The organism is Caballeronia sp. LP006 (genome assembly GCF_031450995.1).
Lineage (GTDB): Bacteria > Pseudomonadota > Gammaproteobacteria > Burkholderiales > Burkholderiaceae > Caballeronia.
In genome coordinates, this window is record NZ_JARTVW010000004.1 from 1148856 (window position 1) to 1163539 (window position 14684).

The 14684-nt window shown below is 62.0% G+C and carries 15 protein-coding genes; 2 read left to right on the forward strand and 13 right to left on the reverse strand.

Annotated features, from left to right (window positions below; genetic code table 11):
- Positions 1 to 69 precede the first annotated feature (69 nt).
- The 6 genes from P9250_RS15285 to P9250_RS15310 form a co-directional block, all read right to left on the reverse strand.
- Positions 70 to 1062, reverse strand: coding sequence for a GlxA family transcriptional regulator (locus tag P9250_RS15285; protein WP_250509764.1), 993 nt, complete (start codon positions 1060 to 1062; stop codon positions 70 to 72).
- Between the two features lie 7 nt (positions 1063 to 1069).
- Positions 1070 to 1972 (reverse strand): choline ABC transporter permease subunit, encoded by a 903-nt coding sequence (gene choW / locus P9250_RS15290; RefSeq protein ID WP_244829016.1) that lies wholly within the window; start codon positions 1970 to 1972, stop codon positions 1070 to 1072.
- A complete protein-coding gene (locus P9250_RS15295) occupies positions 1965 to 3143 on the reverse strand; it encodes a glycine betaine/L-proline ABC transporter ATP-binding protein (protein WP_310393840.1) in 1179 nt (392 codons plus the stop codon). The genes choW and P9250_RS15295 overlap by 8 nt, the downstream gene beginning before the upstream one ends.
- Before the next feature lie 424 nt (positions 3144 to 3567).
- Complete coding sequence (locus P9250_RS15300; protein ID WP_250466395.1) at positions 3568 to 3720, reverse strand: hypothetical protein; 153 nt, start codon at positions 3718 to 3720, stop codon at positions 3568 to 3570.
- Between the two features lie 262 nt (positions 3721 to 3982).
- A complete protein-coding gene (locus P9250_RS15305) occupies positions 3983 to 4909 on the reverse strand; it encodes a hypothetical protein (protein WP_310393842.1) in 927 nt (308 codons plus the stop codon).
- Positions 4910 to 5055: 146 nt separating this feature from the next.
- Positions 5056 to 5739, reverse strand: coding sequence for an MgtC/SapB family protein (locus P9250_RS15310; RefSeq protein WP_244829012.1), 684 nt, complete (start codon positions 5737 to 5739; stop codon positions 5056 to 5058).
- Positions 5740 to 5861: 122 nt separating this feature from the next.
- Between P9250_RS15310 and P9250_RS15315 the strand changes: the two genes are divergently transcribed.
- Entirely contained in the window at positions 5862 to 6941 is a 1080-nt protein-coding gene (locus P9250_RS15315) for an AGE family epimerase/isomerase (protein WP_310393845.1), read from the forward strand.
- 131 nt (positions 6942 to 7072) lie between these two features.
- Here the strand turns inward: P9250_RS15315 and P9250_RS15320 are convergent, their stop codons facing one another.
- On the reverse strand, positions 7073 to 8614 hold the full coding sequence (locus tag P9250_RS15320) for a methyl-accepting chemotaxis protein (protein WP_309850265.1): 1542 nt from the start codon (positions 8612 to 8614) through the stop codon (positions 7073 to 7075).
- Between the two features lie 256 nt (positions 8615 to 8870).
- Between P9250_RS15320 and P9250_RS15325 the strand changes: the two genes are divergently transcribed.
- Positions 8871 to 9308 carry a PaaI family thioesterase gene (locus tag P9250_RS15325; RefSeq protein WP_244829009.1) on the forward strand — a complete coding sequence of 146 codons (438 nt, stop codon included), beginning with the start codon at positions 8871 to 8873 and terminating at the stop codon, positions 9306 to 9308.
- Between the two features lie 72 nt (positions 9309 to 9380).
- Here P9250_RS15325 and P9250_RS15330 read toward each other — a convergent pair whose 3' ends face one another.
- Genes P9250_RS15330 through P9250_RS15355 form a run of 6 tightly spaced genes read right to left on the reverse strand, consistent with a single transcriptional unit; the run spans position 9381 to position 14606 of the window.
- Positions 9381 to 10226 (reverse strand): ureidoglycolate lyase, encoded by an 846-nt coding sequence (locus P9250_RS15330; protein WP_244829008.1) that lies wholly within the window; start codon positions 10224 to 10226, stop codon positions 9381 to 9383.
- A 54-nt stretch (positions 10227 to 10280) separates the two neighbouring features.
- Positions 10281 to 11024, reverse strand: a complete 744-nt coding sequence (locus tag P9250_RS15335; RefSeq protein ID WP_244829007.1) for an SDR family oxidoreductase — start codon at positions 11022 to 11024, stop codon at positions 10281 to 10283.
- A 52-nt stretch (positions 11025 to 11076) separates the two neighbouring features.
- Positions 11077 to 11910, reverse strand: coding sequence for an amidohydrolase family protein (locus P9250_RS15340; RefSeq protein WP_310393848.1), 834 nt, complete (start codon positions 11908 to 11910; stop codon positions 11077 to 11079).
- Positions 11907 to 12956 carry an aldo/keto reductase gene (locus P9250_RS15345; RefSeq protein ID WP_310393850.1) on the reverse strand — a complete coding sequence of 350 codons (1050 nt, stop codon included), beginning with the start codon at positions 12954 to 12956 and terminating at the stop codon, positions 11907 to 11909. The genes P9250_RS15340 and P9250_RS15345 overlap by 4 nt, the downstream gene beginning before the upstream one ends.
- A 22-nt stretch (positions 12957 to 12978) precedes the next feature.
- Entirely contained in the window at positions 12979 to 14271 is a 1293-nt protein-coding gene (locus P9250_RS15350) for a UxaA family hydrolase (RefSeq protein ID WP_309850272.1), read from the reverse strand.
- A gap of 5 nt (positions 14272 to 14276) precedes the next feature.
- Complete coding sequence (locus tag P9250_RS15355) at positions 14277 to 14606, reverse strand: UxaA family hydrolase (protein ID WP_310393852.1); 330 nt, start codon at positions 14604 to 14606, stop codon at positions 14277 to 14279.
- Positions 14607 to 14684: the final 78 nt, after the last annotated feature.

Here is a 14684-nt window from a genome sequence, read left to right on the forward strand (position 1 = left end):
TCAATTGACGATGAGAGGCTCACGCGCGGTCCATGAAGAACGCGCGAAGCCAGAACGATGTCGATTAGGTCAAGCAGACAGACGCCGCTCCACACTCGGCGCGTGCCCGAATTGCGCGCGATACGCCTTGCTGAAATGACAAGGCGAATGGAATCCGCAGATGCTGGTGACGCGTGCAATCGATGCATCCGTGTTGCGCAACAACTCGCGTGCGCGCCGCAAGCGAAGCGTCAAGTAGTAATGCGTCGGCGATACATTGAGGAACATCTTGAACATGCGTTGCAAGTGTCGTTGCGACAGATGCACGAGCCGCGCGAGTTCTTCGAGCGAAAGCGGCTCTTCGATATTCGCTTCCATCAGGCGCACCACTTCGACGAGTTCGGCACGCGAAAAGCCGACGCGCGCATCGACGGGAATGTGCTGATAGTCCGTCGAAGAGCGAATGCGTTCGACGATGAACTGCTCCGACACTTGCGCCGCATGCGCCTGGCCAAGCCGCAAGCTCACGAGATTGAGCATGAGATCGAGCGGCGCCGTGCCACCCGTGCAAGTCATGCGGTCGCGGTCGATCACGAAGAGCTCATCGGCAAAACGCACATGCGGGAAGCGCTTGTTGAGCGGCGACATGTCTTCCCAATGCACAGTGCAGCGATAGCCGTCGAGCAGCTTGGCCGCGAGCAACGCATAAGGCCCGGTGCAAATGCCGCCGAGCGGAACGCCCGCTTCGTGCACGCGCTGCAATAGCTCGATGATCGTATCGTCCACGTGATCCGTCACGTGCCAGCCCGCGCAGACGATGAGCACATCGGGCATGCCGGCTTCGTCGAGCGTCGTGGTTGGCTTCACGGTGATGCCATTGCTTGCTCGAGCAGGCTCGCCATCCGGTGTGATGACCGACCACGTGTAGTGCTGCGCGCGGCCGACGTAGTTGGCCATGCGCAGCACTTCGACCGCGCTCGTGAACGCGATCATCGAGAAATTCGGCAGCGTGAGGAAGCCGAAGTGCGCGAGGTTGGACAACGGCGATTCCGAGGCAGCCGGAACGAGCGCGTCGCGTTTCATGAGCGCATCAGCCTTGTTGCGCGGCCGGTGCGCGGCGCACCTTCATGACGCTGCGAATGCCCGAAAGAAGCGGGGCGCGCGCCATGCCGGGCGAACGGCCGAAGCTCTCGGTGATACGGTCCAGAATGATCGCCAGCAACACGACGGACAAGCCGCTCTCGAAGCCGAGGCCGATATCCAGACGCTGAATGCTCGCGAGCACGTCGTTGCCGAGACCGCCCGCACCCACCATCGACGCGATGATGACCATCGACAGCGCCATCATGATCGTCTGGTTCACGCCGGTCATGATCGAAGGCAGCGCGTTGGGAATCTGCACCTTGTAGAGCAGTTGCCACGGCGTGCAGCCGAACGCCTGACCCGCTTCCACGATCTCGCGGTTCACGTGCTTGATACCGAGCGACGTAAGACGGACGGCGGGCGGCATCGCGAAGATCACGGTCGAAAGAATGCCGGGCACGCGGCCGAGGCCGAACAGCATCGCGGCGGGAATCAGATACACGAAGGCGGGCATCGTCTGCATCAGGTCGAGCACCGGACGCACGGCCATCTCCACGACCTTGCTCTTCGCCGTCCAGATCCCGAGCGGTATCCCGAGCAACAGGCTGATGAAGGTCGACGAGAGCGTGAGACCGAGCGTGATGACCATCTGATCCCAGAAGCCGGTCGCGTAGATCAGCAACAGCGAGAGCAACGTGAAGGCGGCAAAGCGCCAGCCCACGCGCCACAAGCCGATGCCGACGAAGATGGCCATGAGCGCCCACATCGGGACGGCCTGCAGGCTGTGTTCGATGAAAGCGGCGAAGCTCTCGATGACCTTGCCGATTGAATCGAACGTCTTGGCGTCGTGGTCGAGCAGGTAATGGACGCCGTGATCGACCCAGCTACCGAGCGGAATGATTTCAGACATGGGAACCTCGATGGCGGGTTAAGACCTTCAGGACGTTCGACTTGTTGACCGAACCGCAATAGAAACCCTCGGCGTCGACCACCGGCAGCGGCGCGGGACTCGCGACAACGCGGTGCACGACGTCATCGAGCGTCATGTTGCGCTCGATACACTCGATGTGATTGATCTGCGGCACTGGATTGCCGTTCGAATCGCGGCCGACGAAACCGCGAATGCGCCGCTCGCCGTCGAGCACGAACGCATAGTCCGCGCTGCCGTTGAGCGTCGCCGCCACACTCGATGCGTCGATCTGCGGCGAATGCTTCATGAGCGGCACGACATCGGTCTGCATGAGGTCGCCGGCGGTCAGATAGCGGCTGGTATCGATGCCGTCGAAGAACGCTTGCACGTAGTCGTCGGCGGGGTTCTGGATGATTTCCTGCGGCGTGCCGATCTGCACCACGCGGCCGCCTTCCATGATCGCGATGCGCGTGCCGATACGCATGGCTTCTTCGAGATCGTGCGAGACGAAGAGAATCGTGCGCTGCTGCTCACGTTGCAAGTCGAGCAGGACGTTCTGCATTTCTTTGCGTTTGAGCGGATCGAGCGCGGAGAACGCTTCGTCCATGATCATCAGCGAGGGATTCACCGCCAGCGCCCGCGCAAGCCCCACGCGCTGCTGCATCCCGCCCGATAGTTGCGCTGGCAACTTCTGCGCGAACGATGCAAGGCCGACTTGTTCGAGCACGGTCATCGCGCGCTTCTCGCGTTCCTTCTTGCCGACGCCCGCGACTTCCAGACCGAACGCGGCGTTCGAAAGCACGGTGCGCTGCGGCATCAGCGCGAAGGACTGAAACACCATGCTCATGTCCTTGCGGCGCAGCGCCGTGAGTTCCGAGCGCGGCACGGCAGCCACGTCGCGGCCATCGATCAGCACCTTGCCGGCGGTGGGATCGACGAGACGGTTGATCAAACGGATCAGCGTCGATTTGCCGGAACCGGAAAGGCCCATGAGCACGAAGATCTCGCCTTCCTTGACGTCGAAGGAAACGTTATGTACGCCGACGATCTGCCCGGTGCGCGCAAAGACTTCTTCTTTCGTCGCGCCGCCGGCGAGCATGTCGATCGCCTGCTTGGGGCTGTTGCCGAACACCTTGCATAGCCCTTCGACTACTACCTTTGGGGAATTCATCGAAATCTCCATAGCGTGGCGGACGTGCGTCCGCGCTGTGCATACATAGTTGCCAGAAAAAAGTATCGCTAGCCGACTATTTGCGACAACTGCATGTCGAAATACGACAATGAAATAAGGAGGATTCTGGACGGGCGCGGGTAAGCCCTTGTGACGCAAGGATTTTTTGGCGTCGAATGGACAAGATTCGGCGAATTGCGCGTGTCGCGCAAGAACAAGTGTTCGCGCGTTTGCGATGCAGATGCGGGGAAGAAGGATGATCGTGCGGCCGAATTGCTCGGTCGGGGCGATCTTAAAGGCGGAAAGTCAGCGAGAATCCGCTAGAAAAACTACAAACTTAAGACTAATCGGCGGGCGGGGTCTACGGCGTCAGGCCGTCTCGCATTGCTATTTGTGGTTGTCCCGCACCGCCATTAGTTACGCATTACAGACGAACGCCGAAAGCGGTACCGCGTGACTTGCGTTGACGCTCAGATTCACGGAAACGCGCTTGATACGAGTAGTCGCTGTCCATCGGCAGGTGCGGCGATTCGAACAGCGAAGCGAATTTTTGCAGCAAGGCGAAGAGGTAGCTCATGTCAGACTCCGGTTGGTGATAAGAGGGTTTTCCCTTAGGACCGATTATAGGGTTTGCACTTAGCCATTCCTAGTGCAATGCAACATTTACAGCCGAACAATTTGGTAGTTTTTCTACATTCTTCCGCGTAACTGTTTCTCGCGAAAACGGGGACAGCTCGCAGACGGCCTTCCAGCAAGCACGCAGAGAGTGGCGGAAAAAATTACGCGACAGTCCGTCTTGAGACAGAATGTCGCGTCAAAGTAACAGTTTTTGGCGGAAATCAGCGCGTGTGGCGTTGCGCGTGGAGCGCACGCGCCGTCTCTCGACTCGCAGCGCCGTTACTGGCGTCGGTTTCGGAATCCGCATCGAAGAGAGAAGCAAGTGTCGCCTGCTGATTGAGCATGAGTTGCTCCATGCGCTCCTGCTGCAACGTGGTGTCGCGACCCATACGCATCAGCACGACCGTTTGCACGACGCCGGTCGCCACCGTCAGCAGCGTGACGCACACGATGATCGTCAGCAGCGTCTTCATGCGGCGGGCGTGCGCGGCAGTCGATCCGCGCTGCTCGGAGATCACGGCGCGTAACGCGTCGATGGTGTCGGTGAACGCCGTCACGCGTGCGCGATCCAGCACCGGATTGAAGGACGCGTCCTCTAGCCCAATGCGTGCATCAACGAGCGCGGCGCTCAATGAGCCTGCGACGATATCCGCGGAATGCGAGTCGATCGATGCGGCGAGTTCGCCTGGCGCATGAGTTGGCGGCGCAGCGTCGGTTTCATCGCCTTCGGCCGCCACGAGAAGCTCGTCCTGAACCGATGCCGGATGCGGCGCGGCTTCCGAACGCGGCGCCGTCCGCTTGTTCACGGCCAATGCGCCATTCGATTGCACCGCCGCCAAAAACACGTCCGGCAGTTCGAAGCCTTCGAACGTGCCCTGGCGAATGTCGGTGTTCAGCGCCTGAAGGTTGGCGCGCTCGGCGTCTTCGGCGAAGAGATCGAGCGTCTCGCCCGCGCAGCGCTGCGTTGCGCTCAACTGGGCAAGACGCTGCGCCGAACGCACGGCGCGCGCGAGTTTCTTTTCGGTGTCGGCGCTGTCGGCCGAAGACGCCTCGGCGGTGCGGCCACGGCGCGGTCGCGTGAGAGGAGCGACGGCGTCGGCGGGTGTATCGAAGGTATGGCGGTGACGCTTAACAGCAGGATCTGGCATAGGTCGAAAGGCGGTGACCGGGACAACCGGCGCGAAACGCGCACATGCGGTTCGGCAATGATTTTCGAGAGGCGGCATTGTCGCACGGCGCGGCGGCTTATCCCACATCGTGTTCGTGCATGTCTTGCGCCGCGCGGGCGATGCCGTCAGCTTCCATCCTCTTCGTGGAATTCCCGCACCACGCTCAGATGCTTGAGCCGCTCGCAAATCGACCGATATTCCTGCGTCGAAAGCCGCGAAAGCACGACCTGCACTTCATCGAGTTCCGGCGATTCGTCGCTTTGCTGCACGACGAACTGCTTCACGCGCACGCTGCCTGGCCCGAGCGCTTCGTGCAGGCCGTGAAAGGACAGCGAGCCGCGATCGACCAGCATCGTCAATTGCCGCTGCTGCTTGACGCTGATGAAGCGCCGCTCCAGCGGTTTGAGTCCCGCCAGAATGACGAGGATGATGGCCGTCGCCGCGATCGATGCCGTGTACAGCCCGCCGCCTACCGCCAGCCCGATGGCGGCGACCGACCACAAGCTCGCGGCGGTGGTCAGCCCGCGCACGATCTCGCCGCGCAGCAGAATGGATCCCGCGCCGAGAAAGCCGATGCCGGACACGACCTGCGCCGCGATCCGCGATGGATCGAGCACGACGTGGTCCGCCTTGAGCGCCTCTTCGAAACCGTAGGCAGACACGATCATGATGAGCGCGGAGCCAACGCACACCAGCATGTGCGTGCGCAAGCCCGCCGCCCATGAAAGCCGTTCGCGCTCAAAACCGATCACGCTGCCGAGCGCCGCGGCCATGATGAGTCGTGAAACGAGTTCTACGTTGCCCAACATCTTTGACCTCCTGTCGTCGTGGCCGGTCTCCTGCCGGAGCGCTTTTGCTATGCTTATCCGGCTGTGCCGAGCCGTTTTCAAAGGGCTCATCTCTTCCGAACCATCAGGCTGGAACTTGTCTTATGCAGCAACAGCACTCAAACGGCACTTCATTGCGCGAACACTACACGAGCATCGTGCTGCCCATTTGGCGCGGTCCCGGCTTCAACACAGCGCTTCACCTGCCATTCGAAGCCGTTACGCCCGACGATCACGCGCCGTTGCCACCCAAGCGTTATCGCGCGATGGCATGCGCCCGTCAGTTGTTCGCTTTCACGGATGCGGGCGATCTCGCGCACGCGTCGGTGCTGTTCGATTCGTTGCGACACTATTTTCAGGACAAGCAAAACGGCGGATGGTTCTATAGCGTCGATGCAAACGGCGCGCCCCACGAGCGCCAGAAGGACCTTTATACGCACGCGTTCGTGGTTTATGCGTGCGCGCATTTCGCGCAAAAGAGCGGATCGGCGGACGCATTCGCCTTGCTCGATGAAACCGCGCGGCTTATCGAAACGAAGTTCGCGGGTAGCGATGGCGGCTTGCTGAACGCCGCGTACAGCGAAGACTTCGGCGCGATGCTCGAAGGTCCGCTGCAAAATCCGCTCATGCATTTGAGCGAAGCGTGGCTCGCCGCGCGCGATGCCACGGGCAACATCGCTTTCGACGAGCGGCTCGCCGTGCTGGCGCAATCGGTCGCGCGCACGTTCGTGCACGAGGCGACCGGCAGTATCGCCGAATTGCCGATTGGCGCGCCGGGCAATCGCCTGGAGCCGGGACATCAATTCGAGTGGTATTTCCTGGCAATCGGCAGCGGCCATCCCGCATTCGAGGCGGCGGGACTGAACGCGCGGCTCGAACGGGCGTTCGACTTCGCGCGGAAACATGGCGTCGACAAGTCGACTGGCGGCGTGAGCGCCGCGCTGGACGAAGCGGGACGCGTGATCGACGGCACGCAGCGCATCTGGGCGCAAACCGAATATCTACGCGCGCTGGCAACGCGCGGCGAAGCCGTCGGCGGACAGATCGAACGCTTCGGCGCACGGTTCCTACATGCGCGCGGGTGGATCGAGTGCCGCTCCGCCGACGGCGCGATCACAAGGTCGGAAATGCCTTCGACCACGCCGTATCATTTGGCCACGGCATACGCGGCGTTGCCGGATTGAGCGGTTGGATCGCCATCGCATCACGGCATTGCTTACGGCTGCAATCGATAGCCGCCCTGCGCATTCGACGAGCGAAAGCGTCAGGGCCGTGAAAACTCAGGCGCCCGACAGACGCCGAAGTCATCCACTCGTCAAGCCACCTGAAACACCGAAACCGCATCCTTCAACTGCCGCGTCTGTTCATGGAGCGACTGCGCGGCAGCCGCGGCCTGCTCCACGAGCGCGGCGTTCTGCTGAGTCATCTCGTCCATTTGCGTCACGGCCTGGTTCACCTGCTCGATCCCCACGCTCTGCTCCAGCGACGACGCGCTGATCTCCGCCATCATCTGCGTGACGCGTGAAATCGAGGTCGATACCTCGCGCATCGCCGTGCCCGCGCGTTCGACCAGCGTCGAGCCGTCGCTGACCTGCGCGACCGATTCGCCGATCAGTTCCTTGATTTCCTTCGCCGATTGCGCCGAGCGTTGCGCGAGGCCGCGCACTTCGCCCGCGACGACTGCAAACCCGCGCCCTTGCTCACCGGCGCGCGCCGCCTCGACGGCCGCGTTCAGCGCGAGGATGTTGGTCTGAAACGCGATGCCGTCGATGACCGAGATGATTTCCGCGATCTTGTCCGAGCTTTTAGCGATGCCGCGCATCTTCTCCACAACGTCATCCACCACGCCCGAACCGCGTGAAGTCGCTTCGAGCGCCACGCCCGCCAGCGTGTTGGCCTCGCGCGCGTGCTCGGCGTTCTGGCGCACCGTCGCCGTCAATTCTTCCATGCTCGACGCCGTTTCCTCGAGCGATGCCGCCTGATTCTCCGTGCGCGCGGACAGATCGGCGTTGCCGCTCGCGATTTCATCGGCGCCCAAGTTGATCGAATCGGAAGTCTCGCGCACGGTCTTTACCGTCGTGGCGACGCTTGCCTGCATCGTCGCGAGTCCCGCGAAGAGCCTGCCGATTTCATTGCTGCCGCGATCCGCGATACGTTCGTCGAGGCGGCCTTGCGCAATGCGCTCGAAATGGCGTCCCGCTTCTTCCAGCGGCGCGATCACGCCACGGCGCAGCGCAAAATGCACCGCCGCGACACCCGCGACCAGCGCCACGAAGATGGCGATGCCGACCGCGCGGAACCAGGCGTAGCGCGTATCGATCGATTCGAGATACGCACTGCTCGCCGCATTGCCGAAGTTGACGAAGTTCTGCTGTTCGGCGAGATAGCGATCCTGAAAGCCCTGTGTCGGCTGATCGAGGAACGCCTGAATGTTGCCCGCATCCAGATACTGGACGAGCTCGCCGAGCGCCTTCGAATACTCCGCGTATTTGGCCTGAAGCGCGGCCATGCGCTCCTTGTTCTCATCGCCGGTCTTCGGCGCGTCGAGGAAGGCCGCGAACGACTTGTCCGCCTGCGCGATCTGCTCACGCGCGTGCTGCACGATCTCGACCGGCTCCGTGCCGCCGCGCACCATGCGCGTGCCGGCGCGAGACAGGTTGATGCGCGCATCCATCAGATGCTGCGTGGTCTTGTTGACCGCGTTGACTTGCTTGAGCGCGATATCGGACAGGTTGCCCACATCGTCATGCGTGCGCGAAAGCGACCAGAAGCCAAGCCCTTCGGTGACCAGTTGGAATAGGCAAAACACCACCAGCACGGCGAGCAAACCGGATGAAACCTTGATCTTTGCAAACATTTCTCAAGAACCCGAACTAACGAATGAGCCGTATGACTACGGCGGAAGTCCGGGTTTACGGCAATGAAGCGCGCGAGCTTGAATTGTTTTGCGTCGATGCCGCTTTGCGCGAGCGGGATGACCGGCGCGCTTGCCGAAACGGCGGGCGCGCGCATGCTGCGTTCGCACGATTTTTGTCGAACGTCCTTGCAGTGCGAAGAAACCCTACCTATTGTCTTTGCAGGACGGCGCCGAACCCACCCCAAGGAGTGTCCGAATGGCCGAATTAGTCGATATCGCGCGCGGTGCGCTGAATGCGCAACCGTTTAGCGCCTTGCTCGGAACGAAACTGATGCAGGTCGATGCAGCGAGTCTCACGCTGTGTCTGCCGATCCGCGATGAGCTGAGGCAACAACACGGTTTCGTGCACGGCGGGGTGGTGAGTTATCTCGTGGACAACGCGCTGACTTTCGCGGGCGCGCTGAGGCTCGGTCCGAAGGTCGTCACCGGCGAATACAAAATCAACTATCTGCGCCCGGCGGTTTCCGGCACGCTGATGGCGCGGGCGCGCGTGGTGCATGCCGGCATGACGCAGGCAACCTGCCAGTGCGATGTCTTCGTCACCGACGGCAATGCCGAAACGCTCGTCGCGGTGGCGCAAGGCACGATCACGCGCATCAGCGAAAGCGCGGCCGAAGCGCTCTATAACGCCTGAACCTCAACCTTCCGTCCTGAAGACGAAAAACCTCGCCGCAGCGAGGTTTTTTGCTTTCACGGCGCGAAGCTATTACGCGTCGACCGTCTTCTGCTGCTGCTCGCCGAGACCTTCGATACCAAGGCGAATGGTCTGCCCGGACTTCAGGTACACCGCGCTGGGCTTCACGCCCATGCCGACGCCCGGCGGCGTGCCGGTCGAGATGACATCGCCGGGCTGCAGGCTCATCGTCTTCGACAGATACGCGACCAGTTGCGCGACGGTGAAGACCATGGTCTTCGTGTTGCCGTTCTGGTAACGGTGACCGTCCACCTCGAGCCAGAGATCGAGCTTCTGCGGATCGGCGACTTCGTCTTTCGTCACGAGCCACGGGCCGAGCGGCCCGAACGTGTCGAAGCCCTTGCCCTTGTCCCATTGCGTGCCGTGTTCGAGCTGCCATTCGCGCTCGGAGACATCGTTGATCACGCAGTAACCGGCCACGTAGTCGAGCGCGTTGGCTTCATCGACATACTTGGCTTCCTTGCCGATCACCACGCCGAGTTCGACTTCCCAGTCGGTCTTCTTCGAATTGCGCGGAATTTCCACGTCGTCGTTCGGGCCGCAAATGGCACTCGTCCACTTGCCGAAAATGACCGGCTCGGTCGGCACGGGCAGATTCGATTCGGCGGCGTGATCCGCGTAGTTGAGGCCGATACACACGAACTTGCCCACACGTCCGACACACGGCCCGATACGCGGATTGCCATCCACCACCGGCAGCGACGCCGGGTCGGTCGCGCGCAGCTTAGCCAGGCCCGCATCGGTCAGCGTAGCGCCGGAGATGTCGTCCACGACCTTCGACAGATCGCGAATCTTGCCTTCGGCATCCAGCAAACCCGGTTTTTCCTGACCCTTGGGGCCGTAACGAAGCAGCTTCATCTGAATAGATCCTCGTGTTTCGAAATTCAAAGGTTGAAAACGCAGCGGCCGGTCTTAGTTGGACCAGCCGCCATCGATGACGTGAGCCTGACCCGTCGTGAACGACGACTCGTCCGAGGCGAGATACAGCGCGAGCGCCGCGATTTCTTCCGTGCGGCCGACGCGGCCCATTGGTTGACGCGAAACGAAAGCCGCCTGAATCTGGTCGATCGTCGCGCCCTGCGCCTTGGCTTGCTCGGCGATGCGGTCCTTCAGCGACGGCGACTCCACCGTGCCCGGACAAATTGCGTTGCAGCGGATGCCGCGCGTGACGAAATCCGCCGCGACGGATTTCGTGAGCCCGATGACCGCCGCCTTCGACGCACCATACACGAAGCGATTCGGCACGCCCTTCACGCTCGACGCCGCCGACGACATATTGACGATCGAGCCGCCGCCCTTTTCCAGCATCTTCGGCAGGAACGCGCGGATCGTCCGATACATGGCCTTCGCGTTCAGATTGAAAGCGAGGTCCCAGTCCGCTTCGCTTGCTTCGAGAATCGAACCGGGATGCACATAGCCCGCGCAGTTGAAGAGCACGTCGATGGCGCCAACTTCCTTCGCGAGCGCCTCGATGGCTTGGGGGTCGAGCACGTCGAGCTTGTGGGCTTCGACCGGCTTGCCTTCGAGCCCTTCGATACGAATGTCGGTTGCGATCACGCGCGCGCCTTCCGCCGCGAAAAGCTCGGCCGTCGCGAGCCCGATTCCTTGTCCCGCCGCGGTGATCAGCGCCGTCTTGCCTGCCAGTCTTTGTACCATCTACTGCTCCAGTGGAAGTTGATTTTAAGACATGCCGGGTATATCAGCGGCTTCAGAGGCGATAGAACGCACGGGCGTTTCCGCCGAAAATCGCGTCTTCCTCGGCTTTTTCGAGATGCGAGACCAAGCGCCTCGCGGCGGCGTGCCAATCAGTGTAGCAACCGTTTAAGTTCAGTACCGGCCAATCGCTGCCCCACATGAGGCGCTCGTGTCCGAATTGGTCGATGAGATGCGCGACGTAAGGCGCGAGCGTGTCGGCGGTCCAGCTAGGCGACGCTTCTGTCGCGAGCCCCGAGAGCTTGCAATAGAGGCGCTGCGGCAAGGCAGCGAGTTGCGCGATGCCACCGGCCCACGGTTGCCAGCCCGCTTCGCCATCGCGGATGGGCGGCTTCGCGCCGTGATCCACGACGATACGCAACGCTGGATAACGCCCGGCGAACTCGACGAGCGATGGCACGTGGCGCGCGAAGATGAGCGCGTCGAAAGCAAGATCGAGCTCGATCAGACGCTGGATGGCTTCCGGGCGCGGCGCGTGGTCTATCCACGTATCGTCGGGCAGGTCTTGCAGCATCGGCCGCACGGCTTTGAATTTTTTGTCGCGCGCAAATTCATCGATGATTTCTACCGCGTCGACGGAATCGAGCGGAACCCAGCCGACGACGCCCGCAATGGATTCGTCATCGCGCGCTAGATTGAGCAGATAACGCGTTTCATCGACGGTCGCCGCCGCTTGCACGACGACCGTTTGCTTGACATTCGTGATCTTGCGGAGCGGCGCCAGATCATCGGAACCGAAGACGCGATAGAGCGGCTTGAGATCGGGCGTGAGCCAACCGTAATCGCCACGCGCCAGGTCCCAATAATGTTGATGAGCGTCGATGTTCATTGCGGTGTTGGCGCCTTCTCATGCAGCAAGCCAGCCGCACGCAAAGCGTCCCACAACGCCGAAGGAACCGGCGTGGCGAATGACGCCGCATTCTCACGCACTTCCTCGGGCTTGCGCGCGCCCATCAACACCGTGGCGACGACTTTATGCGCATAAGGAAACTGCAGGGCGGCCGTCGACAGCGCGACGCCATACTCGCGACAGATGCGTTCCAGCCTCGCCACACGATCGACGATCTCTTTGGGCGCATCGCCGTAGTTGAATTTGAGATCGCCTTGCGCGTCGGCATCGAGACCGCGCGCGAGAATGCCCGAATTGAACGCGCCGCCAAGCAGGATGCTCACACCGCGCTGTTCGCACTCGGGCAGGAGATCGTCGAGCGTGTTCTGTTCGAGCAGCGTGTAGCGGCCAGCGAGCAACGCGCAGTCGATGTCGTATTCGGCCATTGCCTCGCGCACCGCCGCGCCTTCGTTTACGCCGAGCCCAACTGCTTTCACGCCGCGCGACTGTTTGAGTTCATCGAGCGCGCGAAAACCGCCTTCGCTGGTGAGCTGACGCCAGTAATGCGCGTTTTTTTCGCCGTGCGTGACACGGCCGATGTCGTGTATCAGCACGATATCGATGTCGATCATGCCGAGCCGCTGCTGGCTGTCTTCGAACGAGCGCAAGATGCCGTCGTAGGTGTAGTCGTAGATGGCCTGGAACGGTAGCGGCGCGGCCCAGCCTTCGCTGCCGTCGTCGGGCGCGGTGCGCGGCACGAAGCGGCGGCCCACTTTGGTCGAGAGCACGTAGTCACTTCGCGCGTGGCGTCGCAGGGCATCGCCGAGACGGTGTTCTGCCTTCGTGTGTCCGTAATGCGGTGCGGTATCGAAGAAACGGATGCCCGCTTGCCACGCCGCATCGACTGTAGCGCGCGCCTCGTCTTCCGTCAGTTCGTAATATAGCCCGCCGAGCGGCGCCGTGCCGAGCGAAAGTGCCGTCACCTCCAGATCCGTCCGCCCGATCTTGCGTCGGCGCGTGACGGCCTCCTGCGTGTCTCCGTTCATTGTGCAACCCTCAGTCGATTGTTCAGTTCGAAACGACTTCTGCGGTGCCGCGAGACGCAACACTAACGCGTTGCGCGCCGCCAGGCAAACACGCGGGGCCGACGGGCTCGAAGGTTTTGTAAGTCAGGATGAATTCCTGATGCCCCAGCGACTCCGATTTCGACGCAGCGCCCGCCGCCACCGCCACGGTGACATCGAACACTTCGCGTCCTACTTCGTCGAGCGTCGCGCGGCCTTCTAGAATGCGGCCGGCATCCACGTCCATGTCGCCGGACAGGTTGCGATACGTCGCCGGATTCGCGCAGACCTTGATGACGGGCGATATCGCCGAGCCGACCACCGAGCCGCGCCCCGTCGTAAAGAGGATTACGTGTGAGCCGCACGCGATGAGTTCGCCGATTTCAGCGTTGTCGCTGATGTTCGGAAAGCCGAAGCGCGGCTCGCCGTCGGGCACGACATCGAGCAGATAAAGGCCGCCGGTCGGCGGGACATCGCCCGGCTTGATGATGCCGACGATAGGCGACGCGCCGCTCTTCGCATACGCGCCGAGCGACTTCTCTTCCTGCGTCGTGAGCCCGCCGTCCGCGTTGCCGACCGCGAAGGAACCGTGGCCCATCGTCGTGTAATAGCGCGCGGCTTTTTCCACGCACGCGACGATTTCATCGCCGAGTTCGGGACGCGCCGCGCGGGTCTTCATATGAAATTCGCAGCCGACGAGTTCGCCGGTTTCCTCGAAGATGCACGCCGCGCCTTCGTCGATGAAGGTGTCGAAGGCGCGGCCCACGGCTGGGTTCGCCGTGATGCCGCTCGTGCCGTCCGAGCCGCCGCAGATCGTGCCGATGACGAGTTCATCGAGCGCCATCGGCACTTTCTCTTGCGCGGCGAGCGTCGCGCGCGCTTCGCGTACCCAGTCGAGACCGTGCTGAATCGTGCTGCGCGTGCCGCCGTTTTCCTGGATCGTCACGACGGCGGCGGGGCGGCCGCTCGCGCGCACGACATCGGCGAGATAGTGCTTGTTCATGCTTTCGCAGCCAAGCGACACGAACAGCACCGCGCCCACGTTCGGATGCGTGCAGATGCGCTCCAGCATCTTTTCGGCGTAGCTATTCGGATAGCAGCCGGGGAAGCCGATCAGGTGCACGGGCGGCGCTTCGTTTTGCGCGGCGTCGAATGCGTCGAACGATGGGCGGAAGTGCGTGACGATCTCGCGGGCAACGTGATGCGCGCACTCGACCATGTACGCCACCGCGACGATGTTGCGGATGCCCTTGCGGCCATCGGATCTTGGGAAGCCCAGCAATGTTGATGTGTTCATGGCTCTCAATGCTGCACGTAGGCGTGGCCGGCGTCGTGCGTGTAGGTGGAGATGTAGTCGCTCTCCAGATTGTGAGTGTGGAGATGCGCGCCGCGGGGAACGTCTTTGCTCACGTGGCCGATGATCGCGCCGTAGCGGAGGACCTTGTCGTCCTTCTTCAACGCGCGGCGGGCTATTTTGTGAGCCAGTTCTATCGTCGTTTCCAGCTTGACTGGCTCGCCTTCTATCTGAAGCGTTTCGCCTGCGATTAGGCGGGCTGCTGCTATCAGGCAGTTGTCTTCTTTGCTCAAGAGGATCAGGCGGGGGTCGGTGGTTTTTGTCTCTGTGTCGGGCATCTCGTTCCTTCTGAAATCCGTGTCGTCGTGGACATTGAGCCGTATGCTCGCGGCATCTTCAGCAGCCGCCTGCTGACG

Excerpts from the sequence above, each read along its gene's own strand:
- P9250_RS15310 (WP_244829012.1), bottom strand. The coding sequence starts at position 5,739 with ATGTTGGGCAACGTAGAACTCGTTTCACGACTCATCATGGCCGCGGCG.
- choW (WP_244829016.1), bottom strand. The coding sequence starts at position 1,972 with ATGTCTGAAATCATTCCGCTCGGTAGCTGGGTCGATCACGGCGTCCAT.
- P9250_RS15355 (WP_310393852.1), bottom strand. The coding sequence starts at position 14,606 with ATGCCCGACACAGAGACAAAAACCACCGACCCCCGCCTGATCCTCTTG.
- P9250_RS15340 (WP_310393848.1), bottom strand. The coding sequence starts at position 11,910 with ATGAACATCGACGCTCATCAACATTATTGGGACCTGGCGCGTGGCGAT.
- P9250_RS15300 (WP_250466395.1), bottom strand. The coding sequence starts at position 3,720 with ATGAGCTACCTCTTCGCCTTGCTGCAAAAATTCGCTTCGCTGTTCGAA.
- P9250_RS15335 (WP_244829007.1), bottom strand. The coding sequence starts at position 11,024 with ATGGTACAAAGACTGGCAGGCAAGACGGCGCTGATCACCGCGGCGGGA.
- P9250_RS15305 (WP_310393842.1), bottom strand. The coding sequence starts at position 4,909 with ATGCCAGATCCTGCTGTTAAGCGTCACCGCCATACCTTCGATACACCC.
- P9250_RS15325 (WP_244829009.1), top strand. The coding sequence starts at position 8,871 with ATGGCCGAATTAGTCGATATCGCGCGCGGTGCGCTGAATGCGCAACCG.
- P9250_RS15345 (WP_310393850.1), bottom strand. The coding sequence starts at position 12,956 with ATGAACGGAGACACGCAGGAGGCCGTCACGCGCCGACGCAAGATCGGG.
- P9250_RS15350 (WP_309850272.1), bottom strand. The coding sequence starts at position 14,271 with ATGAACACATCAACATTGCTGGGCTTCCCAAGATCCGATGGCCGCAAG.
- P9250_RS15320 (WP_309850265.1), bottom strand. The coding sequence starts at position 8,614 with ATGTTTGCAAAGATCAAGGTTTCATCCGGTTTGCTCGCCGTGCTGGTG.
- P9250_RS15285 (WP_250509764.1), bottom strand. The coding sequence starts at position 1,062 with ATGAAACGCGACGCGCTCGTTCCGGCTGCCTCGGAATCGCCGTTGTCC.
- P9250_RS15330 (WP_244829008.1), bottom strand. The coding sequence starts at position 10,226 with ATGAAGCTGCTTCGTTACGGCCCCAAGGGTCAGGAAAAACCGGGTTTG.
- P9250_RS15315 (WP_310393845.1), top strand. The coding sequence starts at position 5,862 with ATGCAGCAACAGCACTCAAACGGCACTTCATTGCGCGAACACTACACG.
- P9250_RS15295 (WP_310393840.1), bottom strand. The coding sequence starts at position 3,143 with ATGAATTCCCCAAAGGTAGTAGTCGAAGGGCTATGCAAGGTGTTCGGC.